This is a genomic window from Sphingomonas limnosediminicola (assembly GCF_039537965.1).
Taxonomy (GTDB): Bacteria; Pseudomonadota; Alphaproteobacteria; order Sphingomonadales; family Sphingomonadaceae; genus Sphingomicrobium; species Sphingomicrobium limnosediminicola.
Genome location: NZ_BAABBM010000001.1, coordinates 429111 through 451071, shown reverse-complemented (window position 1 = coordinate 451071; position 21961 = coordinate 429111). Strand labels below are relative to the sequence as shown.

Genomic DNA, 21961 nt, shown 5'->3' with positions numbered 1-21961 from the left:
GCAGGGCAGACGAGTCGAATAGTGTTCCCGCCGCGACGAGAGGACCATGAGCCAGCGCGAATCCATGCAGTATGACGTGGTGATCGTCGGCGGAGGCCCAGCGGGGCTGACGGCCGGCATTCGCCTCAAGCAGCTCGCCACCGAGGCAGGGCGCGATCTTTCGGTTTGCGTCCTCGAAAAGGGCAGCGAAGTCGGAGCGCATATCCTGTCGGGCGCAGTCATCGATCCGATCGCCCTGAACGAGCTCATTCCTGACTGGAAGGACAAGGGCTCACCGCTGACCGTGCCGGTAACCGAGAACCACCATTGGGTGTTGTCGAAGAACGGCAAATTCGCCTTCCCGCACTGGTTGATGCCGCCCTTCATGAACAACAAGGGAACCTACACGGCGAGCCTCGGCAATTTCTGCCGCTGGCTGGCGGGGCAAGCGGAGGAAATGGGGGTCGAGATTTTCCCCGGCTTCCCGGCCGCGGAAATTCTGTTCAACGAGGACGGATCGGTGAAGGGCGTCGCGACCGGCGACATGGGGATAGCCCGCGACGGTAGCCATCGCGCCGACTATCAGCCCGGCATGGAACTGCACGCCCGCTACACCCTCTTCGCCGAGGGCGCGCGCGGAAGCCTGACCAAGAGGCTGACGGAGCTGTTCGACCTTCGCAAGGAGAGTGGCCCGCAAGTATTCGGTCTTGGAATCAAGGAATTGTGGGACATTCCTCCCGAGAAACACAAACCCGGGCGAGTGATACACACCCAAGGCTGGCCGCTGTCGGACGCGTGGGGCGGGGGTTTCCTCTACCACCAGGACAACAACCAAGTTGCGCTCGGGTTTGTCGTCGCTCTGGATTATTCGAACCCTTACCTCTCGCCGTTCGAGGAAATGCAGCGCTGGAAAACCCATCCGGCGATCAAGGCGGAGATCGAGGGCGGACGCCGCGTCTCCTACGGTGCCCGGGCCATCAATGAGGGAGGCTATCAGGCAATCCCGAAACTGGTGTTCCCCGGCGGTGCGCTGATCGGCTGCTCAGCCGGCTTCGTGAACGTGCCCCGGATCAAGGGCACGCACACCGCGATGAAATCGGCGATACTTGCAGCGGAAGCAGCCTTTGCGGCGGTAACTTCCGACCGGTCTGGCGACGTGCTCGAGGCCTATCCGGCAGCGCTGCACAAGAGCTGGATCGTCAAGGAACTAAAGACCGTCCGCAACGCGCAGCCTGCGGTCTCGCACTGGGGCGGAGTGATCGGAACGCTCTACGCCGGCCTCGACCTGTGGCTGAACTATTTGAAGATCGGCGTGCCGTGGACGCTCAAGCACAAGGCCGACAACACGACGCTGAAGCAGAAGAGCTACGTCGCGCCCATCGACTATCCGAAGCCGGACGGCGTGCTAACCTTCGATCGCCTCTCTTCGGTGTTCATCTCGAACACCAATCACGAAGAGGACCAGCCGGTTCATCTGACGCTCAAGGACGCGGACATACCGACGGCCATCAACCTGCCCGTATATGCCGGGCCCGAACAGCGTTATTGTCCGGCAGGCGTCTACGAATTCGTGGAGTCAGAGAGCGGTGATCCCCGGCTGCAAATCAACGCGCAGAATTGCGTCCATTGCAAGACTTGCGACATCAAGGACCCGACCCAGAACATCAACTGGGTCACCCCCGAAGGCGGCGGAGGCCCCAATTATCCGAACATGTAAGTGGCTGGGTGCCGTGGCACTCGGCGCCCTCGCTCTGGCGCCCGCACCGGCGAGCGCTATCGTGTCGACCGATCCCGCGCGCCTTTACGTCGAAGCACGCGCGGCGGCGATGAATGGCAATCATGTACGCTCTGCCGAGCTTTTCGCCGCGCTTGCAGATGCGCAGCCGGACTCGGCCGACATTGCCCGCAAGGCGCTCTCGGAGGCGATCGGCGCAGGTCAGATGCAGCTCGCGCTCGGTCTCGCTGCGAAGCTGCCGCCGACGAAGCTGCCAACGGAGGCTCGGCTTCTCCTGGCTTCAGACGAATTGAAGCGGCATCGCCTCGACCGTGCATTGGCTTGGCTAAAGGGCAGCGGCGAGAACGCTGATCTGAGCTTCCTCGCGCCTATGCTGACGGCGTGGGATTATGCCGAGCGTGGCGATGCTGACCGGGCGATCGCCGCGATCGACCAGATTCCCGCCAACACGTTGCTGAGCCCGCTACAGCCTGAGCAGCGCGCGCTCATCCTTCTGAAGTTCAAGCGGGTCGCCGATGCCGAGCCGAGCGCGCGGCGGGCGATCGGGACGGCCGGAGCGCGCGAGATTCGACTGCGGCTGGCCTTTGCCGACGGCTTCCTCGCTGCAGGCGATCGCGCGCGAGCGCTGGCGATGATCGACGGCATGGGCTCGGAGGCCGCTGGGGCTCGGCAGCGTATTGCTGCCGGGAAAACAAGCGGTGCGGGCATCGACAATGCGTCCGAGGCCCTGAGCGAGGTGCTGACGGCATTTGGAGCCGATTTGGCACGGTTGCAGCGGTCGGCGCCGCCAATCGGACTGGTGCAGGTCGCGCGATATGCCGATCCCAGGAACAGCGGTGCGACCACGCTGCTCGCTTTGCTCTTGGAAGGCGATAACCGTACCGCCGAGGCCCTGGCGCTGTTGCGATCGATCCCGCGCGACGATCCCCTGACATCGCAGGTGCAGGATGCACAGGTCAGAGTCTTCAGCGAAAACAAGATGTACAACGACGCCTTTGCGATCGCTTCTGCGGCCGCCAACCGGCCGAACGCGACGTCGGGCGATTACTCCCGCCTTGGCGACGTTTATCAGTCGATGAAGCGCTACAATGAGGCGGCCGACGCATATGCTCGAGCGATCGCGCTAGCGAATGCGCAAGGGCTAAGGCCGCAGACCTGGCCACTGCTGCTGCTTCAGGCGAACAGCTTTGAAGAGGCGGGCCGTTGGCCGGACACCAAGCAGGCGTTGACGCAGGCCCTCGCCCTGGCGCCGGAGCAGCCGCTGCTGCTCAACTTCATGGGTTATTCCAAGCTCGAGCATGGCGAGGACCTCGACGCCGCCGAGGCGATGATCCGCAAGGCGAACGCGCTGGCACCCGATGACGCCTCGATCACGGATTCGCTCGGCTGGGCGCTGTTCAAGCGCGGCAAGATGGAAGATGCGATCGCGACGCTACAAAAAGCGGCCGAGAAGGATCCGGACCAGGCCGCGATTCAGGAACATCTTGGCGACGCTCTCTTTAAGTCGGGCCGGCGATATGAGGCGCGGTTCGCGTGGAATGCGGCACTGATAACCGCCGAGGACGACGTCGCCGGCCGCGTCAAAGCGAAGCTCCTCAACGGCCTGTCCTCATCCAACGCCGCGCCTTGACCCAAGCCGCCCGGGAAATCGCGCCCGCCAAGCTCAACCTTGCACTTCACGTCAGGCACAGGATGCCCGACGGGCGTCATGCGATCGAAACTGTCTTTGCCTTCTGCACGGATGGCGATCGGTTAAACGCGGAGCCTGCACGGGGCCTGACACTGGAAGTGACGGGGCCATTCGCGGCGGATCTCGGAAATGCCGATGACAATCTGGTACTTCGAGCGGCGAGAGCGCTCGCCGAGCGGGCGGGCGTGCGCGGCGGCGCGGCGATCAGGCTGGAAAAACGTCTCCCGGTGGCTTCCGGGATCGGCGGGGGCTCGGCGGATGCGGGGGCGGCGCTCCGGCTGTTGACGTCAGTGTGGGGAATTGACCCGGCGCATGCTCAAGCGGTTGCGCCCGGCCTTGGCGGCGACGTGCCTGCCTGCCTGCTGAGCATGGCAGCGCGTGGCGAGGGTGCCGGCGATCAATTGCAGCTCGTTGATCTAGGCGATGTGTCCGGCTCGCCAGTGCTGCTGGTGAACCCGCGCGTGGCGCTTTCTACAGCCAGCGTGTTCGACGCCTGGGACGGCATCGACCGGGGAGTTCTTCAGGACTGGCGGAGCGGCCGTAACGACCTGCAAGCTCCGGCCATCGCGCAGGTTCCGCAGATCGAGACCTTGCTCGCGTGGCTCGCCGCTCAGCCCGGGTCGTCCTTCGTCCAGATGTCGGGATCGGGCGCGACCTGCTTCGCGCTGTTCGATACGGAGGAGAACCGCGATCAGGCGGGGGACAGGGTCCCGCGTGAATGGTGGCGCCTGGCGACCTTCTTGCGCTAGACGCGCGCCGCAATGAGCCGTGCACGCCCACTCCTCACCGCCGAACGAATGCGCGCGGCTGAACAAGCGGCGATCGACGGCGGCACGAGCGTCGAGCAATTGATGGAGCGGGCGGGAGCAGCGCTCGCGGAGGCTGCTTTTCGCTTTGCAGGGCCGTTGCCGACGCTGATCCTCTGCGGCCCCGGGAATAATGGCGGCGATGGCTATGTCTCCGCGCGACATCTTGCTGCCCGCGGCGTGCAGGTGAGAGTGGCAGCACTCGAGGATTCACAGAGCAATGCCGCGAAATGGGCGCGAAGCGAGTGGGCGGGCGATGTGGAGGCATTGTCGGACGAGACCAAGTCCGCACCTCTACTGATCGTGGCGCTGTTTGGGACTGGGCTGAAGCGTGGGCTCGACACGACGATAAATCAAAGGCTTCTCCGTCTTTTCGATGAAGCAATGATAAGGGTGGCTTGCGACGTCCCGAGTGGCGCTGCGAGCGACAGTGGCGCATGTTTGAGCGACGTCCCGCAGTTCGATTTGACGGTAACGTTCGGCGCCTTGAAGCCAGCGCACCGGCTCTACCCCGCGATGCATCGCTGCGGACGTGTTGTGCTCGCCGACATCGGAATCGACGGGTCGTCGGACTGGCACGAGATAGCTGCTCCCAGGTTTCCGGTGCTCGAGCCCGGCGGTCACAAATATTCGCGCGGGCTCGTGCACGCCCTTGCCGGCAAGATGCCGGGCGCAATCGCGCTTGCCGCAAAGGCGGCTGCGCATAGTGGTGCGGGATACGTCCGGGTAAGCACGTCGCGGCCCATTGACGGTCTGCCGTCTGCGATCGTCCAAATCGACACGGCCGAAGTGAATGACGAGCGTATTGGATGCCTGCTCGTCGGACCTGGTCTCGGCGACATTCCGCAGGTGCTGACGCTGGCGCTAACGTCACATGCGCCGAAGGTGATCGATGCGGACGGCATCACGTATCTCGGCGACCCCGAACGACTAAAGGGACAGGATGCCATCATCACGCCGCATGAGGGCGAGTTCAAACGCCTCTTCGGCGACATTGGAGGCACAAAGCCTGAGCGAGCGCTTAAGGCTGCACACCGCAGCGGCGCGGTCGTCGTCTTTAAAGGTCCTGACACGCTCGTCGCGTCGCCCGACGGCCGCCTCGGCTTCGCTCCACCAGCGCCGGCGTGGCTTGCGACCGCGGGAACTGGCGACGTTCTGTCTGGAATGATTGCTGCGCTAAGGGCTCGCGGCATGCCGGCGTTCGAGGCGGCCAGCGCCGGCGTATGGCTGCATGGCCGGGCTGCGGAGCTGGCTGGGCCGGGAATGATTGCAGACGACCTCGCCGAGGCCATTCCCGCCGCGATCGCCGATTTGTGAACGAGCTGATCGTCCGCATCGCCGCGCGGGGAGACGGCGTTACTGATAGCGGCCGCCACGTCGCCTTTGGCGTGCCTGGAGACGCCCTGCTCGAAGATGGCGCGTTGGCGCCTGGACCGCATCACCAGGAGCCGCCGTGCCGCCATTTCCACGAGTGCGGCGGTTGCCAACTTCAGCACGCGGATGACGAGGCCTATCGCGGATATTTGGTCTCGCGCGTCGAAACTGCGCTTGCGCAGCACGAGCTGGCCGCTGAAATCCGCGAGCCACATCTTTCTCCGCCCAGAAGCCGCCGCCGCGCAACGCTGCGGGCGTTGAAGGAGGGGAAGGGCGCCGTTATCGGCTTTAACGCCGCGAAATCGCACCAGATCGTCGATATGCGCGAATGCCATATCCTCAGGCCCGAGCTGTTCACCCTGATCGCGCCGCTGCGGGCGCTGCTCGCCACCTTGCTTCCGGCGAGGCGCACTGCTGAGGTGCACATGACCTTGGTCGATCAAGGCGCGGACTTGCTGCTCAAGGGCGTGGATCCGGACGGCCTCGACGCCATCGAAGCGTTGAACGAATTCGCGGGTGCGAACGCGATCGCGAGGCTGGCGATCGACAGAGGCCTCGGCCCGGAGACCATGTTCGAACCGGATGCGGCGACTGTCACGCTTTCGGGGACCGCCGTAGCATTCCCATCCGGCGGCTTCCTGCAGGCGACCGAGGACGGTGAGCGAGCACTCGTAGACAGCGTTGCGCAAGTGTGCGCAGGAGCACGCACGGCGGACCTGTTCTCGGGTCTCGGCACGTTCGCGCTGGCGGTAGGGGCCCGATATGCGGCGGAGGCGTCGCGCGACGCTGCGGCCGCGCTCAAGCGGGCCGCGCCGACGATGGCGCTTGAGCATCGCGACCTTTACCGACGGCCCCTCGATACAAAGGAGCTTTCGTCCTTCGACGCTGTGATCCTCGATCCGCCGCGCGCGGGCGCAGAGGAGCAGATTGCCGCGCTTGCCGCTTCGAGAGTCAGCAGGATCGCTTACGTCAGCTGCAATCCCGCGACCTTCTCACGCGACGCGCGCATCTTGGTCGACGGCGGCTACAAGCTCGACTGGGTGAAGCCAGTCGGCCAGTTTCGCTGGTCGACCCATGTCGAACTGGCCGCAGCGTTCAGCCGATAATCCCGCAATCGTGAAGCACGCGGAGGCCGGCGTGTAGGGTCATGCCGAGCAGGCACAGAGTCGCAAGCGCGAAGATCGCGAAGCGGATGGGCACGATGTTGATGGTCGACTGAATGATGCTGTGCACGATCCGAAGGCCGACGTAGCCCCACGCCAGCCACAGGTTGATGCCATAGCCCATTCCCATCAGCGCCAGCGTGATCGCGATGGCGTAGAACAGGGTCGGCTGTTCCATCAGGTGCATGTAATTGTGCGCTGGCCACTGCGTCTCGTCAGGCGCCTTGCCGTCGAGGCTGGCGCCGCGTGCGCCGCGTGGAATGGTGCCCCAGCTGATCCCCATCTGCGCGAACGCACGGCGACGGGCAATCGCCAGCCACAGCAGCATGATCAGCGACCACGCGACCAGCGCCACGACCGGCGCAAGTATCGGGCTGTATTCCATGAAAACCCTCCCCCTGGACATGTCCAAGGGGAGGGTGCTTCAGTTCGTTACGCTTGGCAATCGACCCCCGACCAAAGCTTAGTCGAAAAGCTTGGCGAAACGCCGCTTCTCGCGGTTGCGCCATGCTCCGCGGTGCCAGGCGTCGCTGGCAAGCAGCGGGAGTACCGAAGTCGCCTCGGCGAACACCATCTGCTCCATCGCGGTCGACACCTTGCCCCAACTCGCGGCTTCCTGAAGCGTCGACGAGGAGCAGGCGCCGTCGCGTACGTCGGCGACGGTGATCTGCACGGCATATTTGTGAACCTCGACGTCGTGATGGCCGAGAATTTCAGCGCAGACGACCGTGTCCTGCGTGAAGTTCTTCGGCACGCCGCCGCCGATCATCAACAGGCCCGTGGTGCCGGCCTTGATCTTGATGTCGGTTAGCTCGCGGAAGTCGGCGATCGCGTCGAGCACCATGTAGTGGCCGCCGCGCTTCATCGCATCAACCTGGTGCTTCACGAGGCCGAAGCCTGCCGAGCTGTCGACGAACGCCGGGCAGAAGATCGGCACGTCATGCTCATAGGCGAGCTGGACGAGGCTGCCCTGCTTCTTGGCGTTACCCTCGCTCAGCCACTTGCCCATCTCGCGGATGAAGGCACGGCTGCTGTAGGCCTTGGGCTCTAGGCTGTCGGCGATCTTGCCGATCGTGAAGTCGCAATCCTGCAACTGCTGCTCGTCGATATAGGTGTCGTAGATGCGGTCGATGTAGAGCGAGCGCAGCGTATCATCGTCAGGAATTTCATTGGCTTGGTAGTGCTTGTGGCCAAGCGCTTCGAAGAAATCCATGTCGACGATCGAGGCGCCGGTGGCGACGATCGCGTCGACCATGTTCGACTTCACGAGCTCTGCATACAGGTCCATGCAGCCGCCGGCCGAGGTCGAGCCAGCGATCACCAGGATGATCGAGCAGTCCTTGTCCTCGAGCATCTGGTTGTAGATGCCGGTCGCGCGCGACAGGTCGCGGCTGGTGAAGCTCATCTTGCCCATCGAATCGATGATCGGGCGCGCATCGAACTTGGTGATGTCGATGTGCTCGATCGGGGTGGCGAGAAGCTCGGCCTTGCGCGTGTCGTTGATGCGCTCGGCCTCCTGAACCTTGTTCAGCGTATCCGTTTCCATGTCATGCTCCAGTGGCGCCGCCCAGAGGGCGGCCTAGTGAAACGGCATGTCGTTCACGTGCGGGGGACAGCCTCACCCCAAAAACCGCGTCGCGGTTAGCTCCCCTCCCACCTGAGCGGAAGGGGAGAATTGGATTAGAGCGTCACGACGTTCGACTGCGCCGGTGCGCTGATGCCGTAGAGGCTCGCCATCGGCTCGTCGTCAACGATCGCGGATTCGGTCACGCCGAAGCCGTTGAACTGGGTGCGCATCGCGCAACCGTAAGCGCCGAGCATGCCGATCTCGATATAATCGCCGGCGTTGACGTCAGCGGGCAGCTCGAACGGTCCGGCCATCCGGTCGAGATCGTCACAGGTCGGGCCGTAGAAGCTAAACTTCGCCGGGCGAACGTGCGACTCCGGCTCGCGGAGAAGACGCACCGGATAGCGCCAGCCGATGTGCGCGGCATCGAACAACGCGCCATAGGCGCCGTCGTTGATGTAGAGCTCGTCGCCACGGCGCTTTTCCACGCGCACGAGGACGCTCGCATATTCGGCGCACAGGGCCCGGCCCGGCTCGCACCACAGCTCAGCCGAATAGCTGATCGGAAGGGCTTCGAAAGCCGAGTGGATGACCGAAAAATAGGTCTCGAGCGGCGGTGGCTCCATGCCCGGGTAGGACGACGGGAAGCCACCACCGACGTCGACGATGTCGACGGTGACCGCGGCCTCGATGATCGCCTGGCGGACGCGCTCCATCGCTTCGGCGTAGGCGGCAGGCGTCATCGCCTGGCTGCCGACGTGAAAGCAGATGCCGAGCGCATCGGCGGCCTGGCGTGCGGCCATCAACAGCGTGCTGACGTCGCGCGGATCGGCGCCGAACTTCGATGCGAGGCTGAGCTTCGCATGTTCGGAGCTGACGCGCAGACGCACGAGCAGGTTGAGGTCGGCGGCAGCCACTTCGCCGGAAGCCGTCGCGCGGACGATCTTTTCCAGCTCCTCGATCGTGTCGAGGCTGAACGTCTTCACGCCATGTTCGAAATAAGCCTCGGCAATGGCCTCTTCGGCCTTCACCGGGTGCATGAAGCACAGCATCGCTTCAGGCAGCGTCTCGCGGACGAGGCGGATCTCGGCGATCGATGCCACGTCATAATGCGTTACGCCGCTGTCCCACAGGATCTTGAGCAAATCGGGAGACGGATTCGCCTTGACCGCATAGAGCGACCGGCCAGGAAACCGCTCGACGAAAAAGCTCGCAGCCCGGCGCGCCGCGTGCGGACGCAGCAAGGTAACCGGCTGGACCGGCCGTTGCTTGGCGATATCGGCCCCCGTGCGGGAGCCGATTGGGGCGGACGCTAACCCCAGCGCGCGATGATGCTTGTGCAACTCAAGGGACCTCCAACAGGTACGTTCGACAGTGGGCTGCCTTGCGGTTGGAAGTCCCATGGGGCAGCGGGAGCGCGATATATGTAGGGGTACCCCCCCTGTAAAGATTTTTTGGACCCCGGAAGCAAATTCGGGTCTCTTTTGTCGTCAAACTGCAACGGTTGATCGAAAGGCTAGTAACATCAACGACTTGGCTAAAAGCGTGATCGTCACCAGATACGATGTCCTGGGTGCTGCGAAGCGGATCGACGGGCTGGTCGAGCGGACGCCGTTGATCGAAAGCGAAGTGGCGGGCACGCGGGTCTGGCTGAAATGCGAATGTCTGCAGACGGGCGGCGCCTTCAAATTGAGAGGTGCCACAAACCGACTGCTGCAGCTTTCGGAGGCTGAGAGGGCGCGGGGCGTCGTCGCCTTTTCTTCCGGCAATCATGCGCGCGGCGTGGCGATCGCTGCGCGGCGGCTTGGTATCCGCGCGATTATCGTGATGCCTTCCGATGCGCCCCAGGTGAAGGTCGACGGAACGCGCGACGAGGGCGCTGAGATCGTCTTCTATGACCGGCGAACGGAGAGCCGGGAGGCGATTGCTGGCCGCATCTCCGAGGAGACCGGCGCGACGGTGGTTCCCAGCTTCGACGATCCGGCAATTGTTGCCGGGCAGGGCACCGCAGGGCTTGAAATCGTGGAGCAACTCGGTCGCGAGCCGGCGCGGATCATCGTGCCGTGCGGCGGCGGCGGATTGGCAGCAGGCATCGCGCTTGCCGTCCCGGGTGCGGAAATCGCGATCGTCGAGCCCGCCGGTTGGGATGACATGGAGCGTTCGCTGGCGGCGGGTGAAATCGTGCCCGTCGAACCCGATGCGCCCCCGACCCTGTGCGACGCACTTCAGACGCCACTCGTTTCGCCAATTACGTTCGGCACCCTGCGTGACCGGCAAGCAAAGGCGGTCTCCGTGACTAACGAGGAGGTCGAGGCTGCCATGCGTTTCGCGTTCGAACGTCACGGTCTTGTGGTTGAACCTGGTGGGTCCGCGGCGCTCGCCGCGCTGTTGGCGGACAAATTGCCCCTGCGGGGAGACACCGTCGTGGTGCTGTCGGGCGGCAACGTCGATCCGGCGTTCCACGCGCGGATCGTCGCGGCGGCAGCCTAGGCCACGTTGCGTGCTTTGTACTCGCCTGGCTCGAGGTGCATCGGGCTCGACCGCTCGACGGCCTGCGTGAGCTCCTCAAGCTCGGCAGCAAGCGTCTTCAGCTCGGCGGCGAGGAAGCGACGCTCGTTCTCTGCGACGGATTCCGATGCGTCAATCAACGTTTCCAGCATCATGGCGATACAGGGCAGGATCGTCTCTTCGATCTTGTCGAAGGCTTCTTCGAGGCGCGCCTGCTGGTCGGACGTCGGCATGGACCGGGGTTTGGCCGATCTTGGTTAAGTGTTGATGAAATTCGGGGATGACAATGAATGTTTTTTCATCGGCCGCGATGGCGCTTGCGATGGTCGCGGCCTTCCTGCTCGGGGCCGGCGGGATCAAGCTGATTTTCGCCCATCAGACGAGGGGCCGCGGGATCCTCATGATCGTCGCGGCCGCCGTCATCGCTACGAACGTGATGATCTTGACGGTGTAAGCGGCTTGATGGGGTCGGTTGCCAGCCGCATGTCGAGATAATCGTCGACCGATTTCATCAAGAGGTCGAGTTCGTTCGCGAAGAAGTGGTTCGCGCCGGGGATGAGATCGTGGCTGATGGTGATGTGCCGCTGCGTCCTGAGCTTGTCGACGAGCTTCTGGACCGCGCTTGGAGTCACCACCTCGTCGGCCTCGCCCTGGATGATGATACCCGACGACGGGCAGGGGGCGAGGAAGCTGAAGTCATACATGTTCGCCGGCGGTGCGATCGAAATGAAGCCGCGGATTTCCGGGCGGCGCATCAGCAGCTGCATGCCGATCCAGGCGCCGAAGCTGACGCCCGCAACCCAGGTCGTCTCAGCTTCCGGATGGATGCTCTGCACCCAATCGAGCGCCGAGGCAGCGTCGGAAAGTTCGCCGATGCCGTTGTCGAACAGGCCCTGGCTCTTGCCCACGCCGCGGAAGTTGAAGCGCAAAGTCGCGAAGCCGCGCTTGACGAAGGTTTGGTACAGCAACTGCACGATCTTGTTGTTCATCGTGCCCCCCGCCTGCGGATGCGAATGCAGGATCAGCGCGACTGGCGCGCGGGGGCGGGTGCCCGGATGGAAACGTCCTTCGAGGCGACCCTCGGGACCTGGAAAAATGACTTCGGGCATGGATGCGAGGCTCACGTAAAACATTAAAGCCGCCCGAGCGCGGGTGCGCGGCGGCGTCGCGTCCTATATAGGGGCGGGCGTTCATGTGGCAATTGGCAGGAATCTAGGGCTTTTGAGCGGTTCCGAACGACTTTACCTCGACCATGCGGCAACCACGCCGGTACTTCCCGAAGCCCGCGCGGCGATTGCGCGCGCGCTGGAATCCTGGGCCAACCCAAGCTCGCCCCATGCCGAGGGCAGGGCTGCAAGATTCCTGCTCGAGGAAGCGCGTTCCACGATCGCTCGGATGCTTGAATGGCGGCATGACGTCATCCTCACCAGCGGCGCGAGCGAGTCGGTCGAGATCGCAGCGAAGCGTGCTTTGGTGGAGGGCCGTGTGCATGGCGCGACGGAGCACGCCATTGTGCCGCATGCGATGGGCCCGAACTCAAGGGTCATCGCGGTTACGCCCGACGGACTGATCGACGAGGCGTCGCTCGATGCCGTACTGGCGGAGGGGCCCGCCCTTGTTGCAATCCAGCATGTGAACAATGAGACGGGCGTGATCCAGCCGCTCGACCGGCTTGCCGAGAAAATTCGCTCTGCCGGTTCACTGCTGCTCGCCGACTGCGCGCAAAGTGCGGGGAAGCTGCCGCTGCCGGATGCGGATTTCATTGCCGCCTGCGCACACAAGCTGGGCGGGCCGCCGGGCGTTGGCGTGCTGCTGGTCAGGGATCTCGCGACACTCGAAGCCGTCGGCGGCCAGGAGAAGGGTTATCGGCGCGGGACGCAGGACATGCCCGCGGCGCTTGGCTTCGCCGCTGCGCTGGCAGCCAAGCCATATGACATGGAGCGCCTTTTAGCGCTTCGGTCGCGTCTCGACGCGGCGATTCAGGCCGGTGGGGGCTGCGTGATTGCGAAGGATGCGCCACGCATCCCGACAATTGGCTCGATCGCCATGCCGGGCGGCAAGTCGGAGTCGCTACTTGTTCAACTCGACCTTGCCGGCATCGCCGTTTCGGCTGGAAGCGCCTGCTCGTCGGGCAAGATGCAGTCGAGCAAGGTGCTTGCCGCAATGCACGTGCCTGAAGATATGGCTGCGAGCTTCATCCGTGTCAGCTTCGGCCCGAACACCAGCGAGGCCGACATCGATCGCTTCGTCACCGAGTGGCAGCGAATCGGCAACCGCAGCAAGGCGGAGGCAGCATGACGTACCTCGATTATCAGGCAACCACGCCGATTGCGCCGGAGGTCGAACAGGCGATGGCGCCGTGGATCGCCGACCGGTTCGCCAATCCGCATTCGCCGTCGCGCTGGGGGAATGAAGCGGAAGCGGCGATCGAGGTGGCGCGCAAGCGGATCGAGAAAGCTGTCGACCTTCGCGGCGGCCGAATTGCTTTCACGGGGAGCGCGACCGAAGCGCTGAATTGGGCGCTCAAGGGAACCGTCGAGAATGCCCGCGCAACTCGGCAGGATGGCCGCAACCGCGTCATCACCGTCGCCACCGAACATGCTGCCGTTCTCGACACCTGCGAATGGCTGGCCGAGCAGGGCATCGACCTAACGATCCTGCCGGTAGATCGCGAAGGCAGGCTCGATCTCGACCTTCTTGCGCGCGAACTCGACGATCGCGTGCTGATGGTCGCGGTGATGATGGTGAACAATGAGATCGGGGTGACGCAGGCGATCTCGGCCATTTCGCGAATGGCGCACGGTGTGGGTGCGATCATGGTCTGCGATGCGGTCCAGGCGTTCGGGCGGGTCGAGATCTGCGAAGGGCCCGACCTGGTGGCCTTGTCGGCGCACAAGATACACGGACCCAAGGCGATCGGTGCTCTGTGGATGCGCAAGGGCAAGGAGCCGGCACCTTTAATCCACGGCGGCGGGCAGGAGCTCGGGCTTCGCTCCGGGACGTTGTCGCCGGCGCTGTGCGTGGGCTTCGGCGCGGCAGCCAAGTTGGCGGCCGAGCGCATGACGAAGGATTATGATCTTGTGCAGCGCCTGTCGGCCGCCGCGAAACACGCGCTCGGACCGGACTGGATCATCAATGGTAGCACGGCGCATCGCTACCCGGGCAATCTCAGCATCCGCCGTGACGGCATAGACGCGGCGCGGCTGCTGGCCGATCTTCGCGACATGGCCTTCTCCCTCGGCAGCGCCTGCGCTAGCGGATCGGGACGGCCGAGCCATGTGCTTCGGGCGATAGGGCTCGATTATCGCGAGGCTCGCTCATCGATCCGGCTCGGCTTCGGCCGCTACACGACCCAGCAGGACCTGGTGGCTGCCTGCAAGCAGCTGGCGACCGCGGCGAAGGCGCAGGAGCATCTCGTCGCGTGACACTCGTGCGTTTTTTCAGGGCCGATGGGACCCTGGACAAGGAAGTGGAAGCGGAAACGGGACAGCGACTGCTAGATGTCGCCTGGGCGGCCCGCGAGCCGCTGGAGGGCGCTTGCGAGGGCGTCATGGCCTGTTCGACCTGCCACGTCGTCGTCGCTTCGGAGGACTTCGCGAAATTGCCGGCAGCCACCGAGGAAGAAGAGGATCTTCTGGATCTTGCGGCACATGCCACGCGGACGTCGCGGCTTGCCTGTCAGATCATCCTGACGGACGACTTGGAATCGCTCGACGTGCGAATTCCCGCCGGTTCGACTAACTGGATGGGACGCTAGGCTCAGGCGGGAGTGGGATGCCGACACGGGTATCCGCCTCGTCCTCCTTGCGGCGTTTCTCTTTCTTGCCAGGCTGCGAAAGCACGGGCTTCATCACTTCGAGTTCCTGCAGCGACAGCCGGCCCTGATGCTTGGTGTCGAGGATCTGGAAGCGGGCTACCGCGGCAGCCTTGAACTCGGCGAGCGTGATTGAGCGATTGAAGTCGCTGTCCGCCGCCGCAACCGGCTCCGGCATGTTGAGAAGGGCGTAGCGGCCGGCCCCCTGCGGACCCTGCTCCATCTGGTAGTCGCGCCCGTGCGAACCCCGCCGCTGATCGCGACCGCCTTCGTCCTCGGCTCGCTTGGAGTCCTGTTTCTCGAACGCGGCCTGCTCGGCAGGTGTGCGGGCGCGCCTTAACTTTGCATTGACCTGAATTTCCGGCGCGACCTGCCATTCGTAGCGAACGATCTCGTCCGGATCGATTTCGCCGTCATGGTCGGCGTCGATCTCGGGGAAGAAGCGCTCGGCGTCGGCTTGCATTTCGTCAGGTGTCAGAAAGCCGTCGTGGTTGCGGTCGGCTTGATAGAACCAGCGCGCCAGCGTGTCCTCGCCCACGCTGCGAGCGCGAAACGGCTCGCCCATCGGGCTGATGAAGGGAATGCCGCCTCGGCCTGTCACGACGATCGGGCGTGGCTCGGCCTGGGCGGCTGCGACCAGCATGAGCAAGGCGAGAAGGGGCATTCGGTCGGCCTCCGGGAATAGCAGGCTGGTCGGTCCATGCGCGTGAACCGCCGATGAAGGAAGATGAACTTGCACGAGCGGTCCGCTTCACCCATATGCCCGCGCGGAAGTCGGCGGACGGCATTGTCGCCAACCTGGTCAGGTCCGGAAGGAAGCAGCCACAACGATTTCGTGCCGGGTCGTCGGCTTCCACCGCTCGCAATAGCGATGCTCTCACCCTAAACCATACGTGATGGACGACCTCGAATCGCCGGGCCTTGGGCTCGATCTCTCTGAGCAGCCTCAGCAGCCGGCCAGCGCGTCGCCCTATCGCGTCCTTGCGCGCAAGTATCGCCCGCAGACTTTTGCCGAGCTTATCGGACAGGATGCAATGGTGACGACCCTGGGCAACGCGATCGCGCGTGGCCGAATCGCTCATGCTTTCCTGCTCACCGGCGTCCGCGGGGTCGGCAAGACTTCGACGGCGCGCCTCATTGCCAAGGCGCTCAATTGCATCGGGCCGGACGGGCAGGGCGGGCCGACGATCAGTCCCTGCAATGTTTGCGAGCCCTGCCGCGCCATCGCGGAGGGCCGACACATCGACGTGATCGAGATGGACGCCGCCTCGCACACCGGCATCGACGATATTCGCGAGATCATCGACGCGGTTCGCTACGCTTCGGTCAGCGCGCGTTACAAGATTTACATCATCGACGAAGTCCACATGCTTTCCAAGAGTGCTTTCAATGCGTTGCTAAAGACTCTTGAGGAACCGCCTGAGCATGTGAAGTTTCTGTTCGCTACGACCGAGGTCAACAAGGTACCGGTCACTGTGCTGTCGCGCTGCCAGCGTTTCGACCTCCGCCGCATTCCAGCCGAGAAACTCGCCGCGCATTTCGCCCAGGTTTCCAAAGCTGAAGGCGTTGAGGTCGAATCCGAGGCGCTTGGCATGATCGCCCGCGCGGCTGAAGGCTCGGCGCGCGATGGTCTATCGATCCTTGATCAGGCGATCGCGCATGGGGCGGGCGCAGTGACGACATCGCAGGTTCGCGAAATGTTGGGCCTCGCCGATCGTGGCCGGATCCGCAGGCTCCTGCAGCTCGTGCTCAAGGGAGACGCAGGTGCAGCGTTGGCGGAGCTCGATGAAACCCACGAGCTCGGCATCGACCCGACTCAATTGCTGCGCGGTTTGATGGAAAGCCTTCACGGCGCCACGCGGGCTAAGGCCGGTGCCACCATCCACGCCCTGCAGTCCGCCGAGGAAACTGAGAGCGCGGCGGAGATGGCGCGGCAGCTTTCCTGGGGCACCATTCACAGGCTGTGGCAAATGCTTCTCAAGGGGCTGCAGGACGTGGAGGTGGCGCCCGATCCGCGCGAGGCAGCCGAAATGGCGCTGTTAAGGCTGATCCACGCGGCGGAGATGCCGGACCCGGCAAGCCTTCTTCAGCGATTGAGCGGGGAGGGTGCCGTCGCGAGCCCGGCGGCGGCGCCTCAAGGCAAGGGCAGCACACCGACGGCGCAGCTTCCCTCGGATTTCCCAGCACTTATTGCCAGGCTCGAGCAGAGCGGCCGGCATCAGCTTGCCGTTCAGCTCCATGATCAGGTCGGGCTCGTTCGCTTTGAGCCGCCTGAGCTCGTCGTGAAGCCCCTGCGGCCGCTCGGATCCGACTGGTCGCGCGACCTTGCCGCTGCGCTCAAGGCTGCGACCGGAGCCACTTGGCAGGTCTCGCTATCCGACGATTCCGGTGCCCCATCGCTCCTCGATCAGGAGAAAATGGCCGAGCAACGCGTTCGCGCCGACGTGCTTGCCGATCCCAATGTCCGGGCCGTGATGGACGCGTTCCCGGAATCCGAACTCGAATCCTTTTCCACGAGAGGCTCCTGAGATGCCCGAGATGCCCGACTTCGACGAAATCATGAAAATGGCGCAGAATGCGCAGGCCGAGCTTCAAAAAGCGCAGGATAGCCTGGACAAGGTAGAGGTCGAAGGCGCGTCCGGTGGCGGGCTCGTGAAGATCCGCGCCACCGCAAAGGGCCGAATCCTCGGTGTCGACATCGACGAAAGCCTGCTTGCGCCGTCTGAAAAGTCCATGCTGGAAGACCTCATCGCCGCGGCGCTCAATGACGCCCGGGGCAAGGCGGATGCGGCCGCGGCGACAGAAATGCAGAAGATGCAGGGTTCGCTACCACTCCCGCCGGGATTCAAGCTCCCTTTCTAGCCGCTTGTTCAACGCCGAATTTACGTCATGATGCGCGCTCTGAGGGGAGGCGCTGATGGGCACGCTCGGCGCAATGCAGGATTTTCCGCTCCGCATCTCGCGGATACTCGACCACGCCGAGCGCGAGCACGGCAGCCGCGAAATTGTCGCCGCGCGCACTGACGGAACTACTCATCGGACGAACTGGACTGAAGTCGCGCATGATGCGCGCCGGCTTGCGCAGGCGCTGGAGCGACGCGGCGTGAAGCCGGGCGATCGGGTTGGAACGCTGGCTATGAACCACGACCGCCACCTCGTCGCCTGGTTCGGCGTGGTCGGCATGGGCGGCGTCATCCACACCAACAATCCGCGGCTGTTCGACGACCAGCTAGAATATATCGTCAACCATGCGGAGGACCGCATCCTTCTCCACGATCGGGCTTTCGCGCCGCTGGTCGAGCGGATGAAGCCCAAGTGGAAGACGATCGAACATTACATCTGCTTCGACGACGAATTCGACGACGTGCTGGCGGCTGAGGACGGCAATTATAGCTGGCACGAGGGCGACGAGCGCGACCCCTGCGGGCTTTGCTATACCAGCGGCACGACAGGCCATCCGAAAGGCGTGTTGTACGAGCACCGATCGACGGTGCTTCACACCATGTCGATCATAGCGCCCGACATCTTCGACGTTTCCGCGCGATCGGTGATGCTGCCGGTGGTGCCGATGTTCCACGCCGGCAGCTGGTGCATCCCCTATGCGGCGGCGATGGCTGGTTTCAAGCTGGTCAGCTGCGCAGACAACAACCCAGAGAGGATACGCTCGCTTTTCGAGGCGGAGGGCGTGACGCACTCCGCCGGCGTCCCCACCGTGTGGCTGAGCCTAATCGATCATGTCGAGCGGACCGGCGCATCGCTGGGCAAGCTTCACACGATCATCGTCGGCGGTTCATCAGCGCCGCCCGCGACCATCCGCTGGTTCAGGGACCGCAACATCCGCGTGAATCACCTCTGGGGCATGACTGAGATGTCGCCGGTCGGAACGGTCGGCGCGCCGCCGGCAAACTGGGAGCAGATGAGCGATGAGGAACAGCTCGCCTACATGGCGCGGCCCGGGCGGTCCATGTTCGGCGTCGAGCTTCGAGTCGTCGACGACGAAGGCAGCGTCATGCCGCGCGACGGCGTCAGCTCGGGGAGGCTGCAGGCCCGCGGGCCGGCCGTCGTAAAGCGCTACTTCAAGCACGATCACGACAGCGTGGAGGCGGACAATTGGTTCGACACGGGCGACATCGCCGTAATTCACCCCGACAACAGCCTGCGCCTTACTGACCGCGCGAAGGACGTCATCAAGTCGGGCGGGGAGTGGATAAGCTCGATCGAGATCGAGAATATGGCCGTGGCCTGCCCGGGTGTCGCCGAAGCCGCGGCAATCGGCATTCCGCATCCAAAGTGGGACGAAAGGCCGCTGTTGCTGATCGTTCGCGATCCTGGCAGCGAAATCTGCGAGGCCGAGGTGCGGTCTTTCCTCTCGTCGCAGATGGCGAAATGGTGGCTTCCCGACGCTATCGAGTTTGTCACCGAGCTTCCGCACACGGCGACCGGCAAGCTCAGCAAGAAGGACCTTCGCGACCAATATCGCGATTATCGCTTCGCCAATGCCGAGGCGATGGTCGGACGCGACTAGAAAAAGTTCGCGCGCTCCACTAACTGGCAGGCAATTCCCGTATCTTACCGAAGGATCGAAGCGACCCCATGGCCGCCCAATATGCATTTGTCATGAAGGACATGACCAAGTCCTTCCCCGGCGCCCAGAAGCCGGTGCTGAGCAACATCAACCTGCAGTTCTATCACGGTGCCAAGATCGGCATCGTCGGCCCGAACGGCGCCGGCAAATCCACGCTGATGAAGATCATGGCGGGGATCGACACGGACTACCAGGGCGAGGCTTGGCCAGGCGAGAACGTCACCGTCGGCTATCTGCCGCAGGAACCGCAGCTCGACCCCAACAAGAATGTGCTGGAGAACGTCAAGGACGGCGCACGCGACGTCGCGGACATGGTCGACCGCTTCAATGCCATTTCGGCGGAGATGGGCGACCCGAAGGAAGATACCGATTTCGACACCCTGATGGCGGAGATGGGCGAGCTTCAGGAGAAGATCGACGCGGTCGATGGCTGGACGCTCGACAACCAGCTCGAGGTCGCGATGGAGGCACTGCGTTGCCCGCCGTCCGACTGGTCGGTCGAGAACCTCTCGGGTGGTGAGAAGCGCCGGATCGCGCTGACGCGGCTGCTGATCCAGAAGCCGACGATCCTGCTGCTCGACGAGCCGACCAACCACCTCGACGCGGAGAGCGTCGAATGGCTTGAAAGCCACCTCAAGGAATATCCCGGCGCGGTGTTGATGATCACCCACGACCGCTACTTCCTCGACAATGTCGTTAGCTGGATCCTCGAGCTCGATAGGGGCAAGTACTTCCCCTACGAGGGCAATTACTCGACCTACCTCGAGAAGAAATCCAAGCGGATGGAGCAGGAGGATCGCGAGGAATCCGGACGCCAGAAGGCGATAAAGGACGAGCTCGAATGGATCCGGCAGGGGCCCAAGGGACGTCAGACCAAGTCGAAGGCGCGTATTGCCAAGTTTGACCAGCTCGTCGCCGCGCAGGAAAAACGCGTGCCGGGCAAGGCCGAAATCCTCATCCAGGTGCCCGAGCGCCTCGGTGGCAAGGTCATCGAGGTCAACGATATTTCAAAGGCTTACGGCGACAAGCTGCTATTCGATGGCTTGAGCTTCACGCTTCCGCCCGGCGGCATCGTCGGCGTGATCGGCCCCAACGGCGCCGGTAAGTCGACTTTGTTCAAGATTATCACCGGTCAGGAGAAGCCGGATTCGGGAACGGTCGACATCGGGCCGACGGTCCATCTCGGCTATGTCGACCAGAGCCGCGACCATCTCGATAATTCGAAGAACGTCTGGGAAGAGATCTCCGACGGGCTCGATTACATGAAGGTCAACGGCCACGACCAGTCGACGCGCGCTTATGTCGGTGCCTTCAACTTCAAGGGCCAGGACCAGCAGAAGAACGTCGGCAAGCTGTCCGGCGGTGAGCGCAACCGCGTCAACATCGCCAAGATGCTGAAGCGCGGCGGCAACGTGCTGCTGCTCGACGAGCCGACCAACGACCTCGACGTCGAGACCCTCGGCGCGCTCGAGGAAGCGATCGAGAATTTCGCGGGCTGCGCCGTGGTCATCAGCCACGACCGCTTCTTCCTCGATCGTCTAGCAACGCACATCCTCGCTTTCGAGGGCGACAGCCACGTCGAATGGTTCGAAGGCAACTTCCACGCTTACGAGGAAGACAAGGTCCGCCGTCTTGGCGAGGAAGCCACGCGCCCGCACCGCACGACCTATCGGAAGCTCACTCGGTAGGTTCGCGTGATTACCCTCACCGCGCCACTCGAAGTCTGGACAAACGGTGAGGGGAGCGTCCACTTCATGACCTTGCCACCGGAGGACGCCGGCGAAGCGAAGGCGCATTCGATGTTGGTGCGCCGCGGCTTCGGGTCGGTGCGGGTTGAAGCGACGATTGATGACGTCACTTGGCGGACGTCGATATTCCCGACCAAGAGCGGCGGCTACTTCCTGCCGGTGAAGATTGCCGTGTGCCGGGAAGCCGGCATCGCCGCGGGCGATGACGTCACGGTTGCGCTGGAACTGCTCTAGCGGAGGCGCTTCACAAGGAGCCGGCCGTCGTCGCCGCTCTTTACCTCGAAGTTCGGCACCGCCTTGATGAGGTCCGACAAACGCGTGAAGCCGTAGTTGCGGGCAGCGAAGCTCGAGACCGCCTTGGCGCGCTGGCCCAGCTCCGAAAGCGGCGTGAATCCCTCCTCGTCACGCTTCGACGCCTTGTAGGCTGAGCCGAGAACCTGGAGCAGCTCGGTATCGACGGGCCGCTGTCCCTTCGCGAAAGCGGGCTGCTCCAGCTCTTCATCCTCCAAAGCCAGCGCGCCGACGTCGAAGAATCGCGTGCAGGCCTGCTGGAAGGAGACGGGCGTTTTGGCCGTCCCAAAGCCGTAGACCGGCAGGCCATCCTCGCGGATGCGCTGGGCAAGGGGCAGGAAGTCGCTGTCCGACGACATGATCCCGAAGCCGTCGACGCTGCCGCGATAAAGCAGGTCCATCGCATCGATCGTCATTCGCATATCGGTCGCGCTCTTGCCCTTCACGACATCGAATTGCTGCATCGGGACGATCGAGTGGCTGCCGGTGAGGTTGCCCCAGCCCTTGAGGCTTGCCTTGGCCCAATTGCCATAGGCGCGGCGAATATTGATGGTCCCGAGCTCGCCAAGCACGAGGAGAAGCTCGTCGAGATGGTCAGGTGAGGCATTATCCGCGTCGATCAAAAGGGCGATATTGGCTTCCTGCTCGACCATTGTTCTTTCGCGCATCACGACTCCTCTGCAATCTCTCTAGCGCGGCAT

22 protein-coding genes and 1 other RNA gene are annotated in these 21961 nt (G+C 63.7%); 16 read left to right on the top strand and 7 right to left on the bottom strand.

Annotated elements, in window-relative coordinates; genetic code table 11:
• Nucleotides 1-46 precede the first annotated feature (46 nt).
• The 5 genes from ABD704_RS02225 to ABD704_RS02205 are packed head-to-tail and all read left to right on the top strand — an operon-like array spanning nucleotide 47 to nucleotide 6690.
• Complete coding sequence (locus ABD704_RS02225; protein ID WP_344698064.1) at nucleotides 47-1696, top strand: electron transfer flavoprotein-ubiquinone oxidoreductase; 1650 nt, start codon at nucleotides 47-49, stop codon at nucleotides 1694-1696.
• 13 nt (nucleotides 1697-1709) lie between these two features.
• Nucleotides 1710-3344 (top strand): tetratricopeptide repeat protein, encoded by a 1635-nt coding sequence (locus ABD704_RS02220; protein WP_344698063.1) that lies wholly within the window; start codon nucleotides 1710-1712, stop codon nucleotides 3342-3344.
• A complete protein-coding gene (locus ABD704_RS02215) occupies nucleotides 3341-4153 on the top strand; it encodes a 4-(cytidine 5'-diphospho)-2-C-methyl-D-erythritol kinase (protein ID WP_344698061.1) in 813 nt (270 codons plus the stop codon). The genes ABD704_RS02220 and ABD704_RS02215 overlap by 4 nt, the downstream gene beginning before the upstream one ends.
• A gap of 12 nt (nucleotides 4154-4165) precedes the next feature.
• Nucleotides 4166-5527, top strand: coding sequence for an NAD(P)H-hydrate dehydratase (locus tag ABD704_RS02210; protein WP_344698060.1), 1362 nt, complete (start codon nucleotides 4166-4168; stop codon nucleotides 5525-5527).
• Nucleotides 5524-6690, top strand: a complete 1167-nt coding sequence (locus ABD704_RS02205) for a class I SAM-dependent RNA methyltransferase (protein WP_344698059.1) — start codon at nucleotides 5524-5526, stop codon at nucleotides 6688-6690. The genes ABD704_RS02210 and ABD704_RS02205 overlap by 4 nt, the downstream gene beginning before the upstream one ends.
• Here the strand turns inward: ABD704_RS02205 and ABD704_RS02200 are convergent.
• The 3 genes from ABD704_RS02200 to ABD704_RS02190 form a co-directional block, all read right to left on the bottom strand.
• Complete coding sequence (locus ABD704_RS02200; protein ID WP_344698058.1) at nucleotides 6680-7132, bottom strand: MAPEG family protein; 453 nt, start codon at nucleotides 7130-7132, stop codon at nucleotides 6680-6682. The two genes, ABD704_RS02205 and ABD704_RS02200, sit on opposite strands and share 11 nt — an antisense overlap.
• A gap of 78 nt (nucleotides 7133-7210) precedes the next feature.
• Nucleotides 7211-8293: a 1,9-bis(guanidino)-5-aza-nonane synthase gene (locus ABD704_RS02195; protein ID WP_344698057.1), complete on the bottom strand. Its 1083-nt coding sequence runs from the start codon at nucleotides 8291-8293 to the stop codon at nucleotides 7211-7213.
• A gap of 134 nt (nucleotides 8294-8427) precedes the next feature.
• Complete coding sequence (locus ABD704_RS02190) at nucleotides 8428-9657, bottom strand: type III PLP-dependent enzyme (RefSeq protein WP_344698056.1); 1230 nt, start codon at nucleotides 9655-9657, stop codon at nucleotides 8428-8430.
• A 202-nt stretch (nucleotides 9658-9859) separates the two neighbouring features.
• Here ABD704_RS02190 and ABD704_RS02185 point away from each other — a divergent pair, with 202 nt between their 5' ends.
• Nucleotides 9860-10804, top strand: coding sequence for a threonine ammonia-lyase (locus ABD704_RS02185; RefSeq protein ID WP_344698055.1), 945 nt, complete (start codon nucleotides 9860-9862; stop codon nucleotides 10802-10804).
• On the opposite strand, the gene ABD704_RS02180 is transcribed toward ABD704_RS02185, so the two are convergent.
• Nucleotides 10801-11055, bottom strand: a complete 255-nt coding sequence (locus ABD704_RS02180) for a hypothetical protein (RefSeq protein WP_344698054.1) — start codon at nucleotides 11053-11055, stop codon at nucleotides 10801-10803. The genes ABD704_RS02185 and ABD704_RS02180 overlap by 4 nt on opposite strands.
• Before the next feature lie 47 nt (nucleotides 11056-11102).
• On the opposite strand from ABD704_RS02180, the gene ABD704_RS02175 reads away from it, so the two are divergent.
• On the top strand, nucleotides 11103-11276 hold the full coding sequence (locus tag ABD704_RS02175) for a hypothetical protein (protein ID WP_344698053.1): 174 nt from the start codon (nucleotides 11103-11105) through the stop codon (nucleotides 11274-11276).
• Here the strand turns inward: ABD704_RS02175 and ABD704_RS02170 are convergent.
• Entirely contained in the window at nucleotides 11248-11931 is a 684-nt protein-coding gene (locus tag ABD704_RS02170) for an alpha/beta hydrolase (RefSeq protein ID WP_344698052.1), read from the bottom strand. The genes ABD704_RS02175 and ABD704_RS02170 overlap by 29 nt on opposite strands.
• Before the next feature lie 112 nt (nucleotides 11932-12043).
• On the opposite strand from ABD704_RS02170, the gene ABD704_RS02165 reads away from it, so the two are divergent.
• From ABD704_RS02165 to ABD704_RS02155, 3 genes are read left to right on the top strand one after another with little or no spacing between them, the layout of a single operon-like run.
• Nucleotides 12044-13120: a cysteine desulfurase family protein gene (locus ABD704_RS02165; protein ID WP_344698051.1), complete on the top strand. Its 1077-nt coding sequence runs from the start codon at nucleotides 12044-12046 to the stop codon at nucleotides 13118-13120.
• Nucleotides 13117-14247 carry a cysteine desulfurase family protein gene (locus tag ABD704_RS02160; RefSeq protein ID WP_344698050.1) on the top strand — a complete coding sequence of 377 codons (1131 nt, stop codon included), beginning with the start codon at nucleotides 13117-13119 and terminating at the stop codon, nucleotides 14245-14247. Before ABD704_RS02165 ends, ABD704_RS02160 begins: the two co-directional genes overlap by 4 nt.
• The gene (locus ABD704_RS02155; RefSeq protein WP_344698049.1) at nucleotides 14244-14579 is read left to right on the top strand and encodes a 2Fe-2S iron-sulfur cluster-binding protein; all 336 of its coding nucleotides are present in this window, start codon (nucleotides 14244-14246) and stop codon (nucleotides 14577-14579) included. Before ABD704_RS02160 ends, ABD704_RS02155 begins: the two co-directional genes overlap by 4 nt.
• Here the strand turns inward: ABD704_RS02155 and ABD704_RS02150 are convergent.
• On the bottom strand, nucleotides 14560-15300 hold the full coding sequence (locus ABD704_RS02150) for an EF-hand domain-containing protein (protein ID WP_344698048.1): 741 nt from the start codon (nucleotides 15298-15300) through the stop codon (nucleotides 14560-14562). The two genes, ABD704_RS02155 and ABD704_RS02150, sit on opposite strands and share 20 nt — an antisense overlap.
• 102 nt (nucleotides 15301-15402) lie before the next feature.
• Here ABD704_RS02150 and ffs point away from each other — a divergent pair.
• From ffs to ABD704_RS02120, 6 genes are all read left to right on the top strand, one after another.
• An RNA gene (ffs, locus tag ABD704_RS02145) (signal recognition particle sRNA small type) lies at nucleotides 15403-15497 on the top strand.
• Between the two features lie 35 nt (nucleotides 15498-15532).
• Nucleotides 15533-17164 (top strand): DNA polymerase III subunit gamma/tau, encoded by a 1632-nt coding sequence (locus ABD704_RS02140; RefSeq protein WP_344698047.1) that lies wholly within the window; start codon nucleotides 15533-15535, stop codon nucleotides 17162-17164.
• Nucleotides 17165-17174: 10 nt separating this feature from the next.
• On the top strand, nucleotides 17175-17498 hold the full coding sequence (locus tag ABD704_RS02135) for a YbaB/EbfC family nucleoid-associated protein (protein WP_344700459.1): 324 nt from the start codon (nucleotides 17175-17177) through the stop codon (nucleotides 17496-17498).
• Nucleotides 17499-17553: 55 nt separating this feature from the next.
• A complete protein-coding gene (locus ABD704_RS02130) occupies nucleotides 17554-19161 on the top strand; it encodes a long-chain fatty acid--CoA ligase (protein ID WP_344698046.1) in 1608 nt (535 codons plus the stop codon).
• Between the two features lie 68 nt (nucleotides 19162-19229).
• Complete coding sequence (ettA, locus tag ABD704_RS02125; protein WP_344698045.1) at nucleotides 19230-20909, top strand: energy-dependent translational throttle protein EttA; 1680 nt, start codon at nucleotides 19230-19232, stop codon at nucleotides 20907-20909.
• A 6-nt stretch (nucleotides 20910-20915) separates the two neighbouring features.
• Nucleotides 20916-21203 carry a DUF1905 domain-containing protein gene (locus ABD704_RS02120; RefSeq protein ID WP_344698044.1) on the top strand — a complete coding sequence of 96 codons (288 nt, stop codon included), beginning with the start codon at nucleotides 20916-20918 and terminating at the stop codon, nucleotides 21201-21203.
• Here the strand turns inward: ABD704_RS02120 and ABD704_RS02115 are convergent.
• Nucleotides 21200-21928, bottom strand: a complete 729-nt coding sequence (locus tag ABD704_RS02115) for an NYN domain-containing protein (RefSeq protein WP_344698043.1) — start codon at nucleotides 21926-21928, stop codon at nucleotides 21200-21202. The two genes, ABD704_RS02120 and ABD704_RS02115, sit on opposite strands and share 4 nt — an antisense overlap.
• Between the last annotated feature and the right edge of the window lie 33 nt (nucleotides 21929-21961).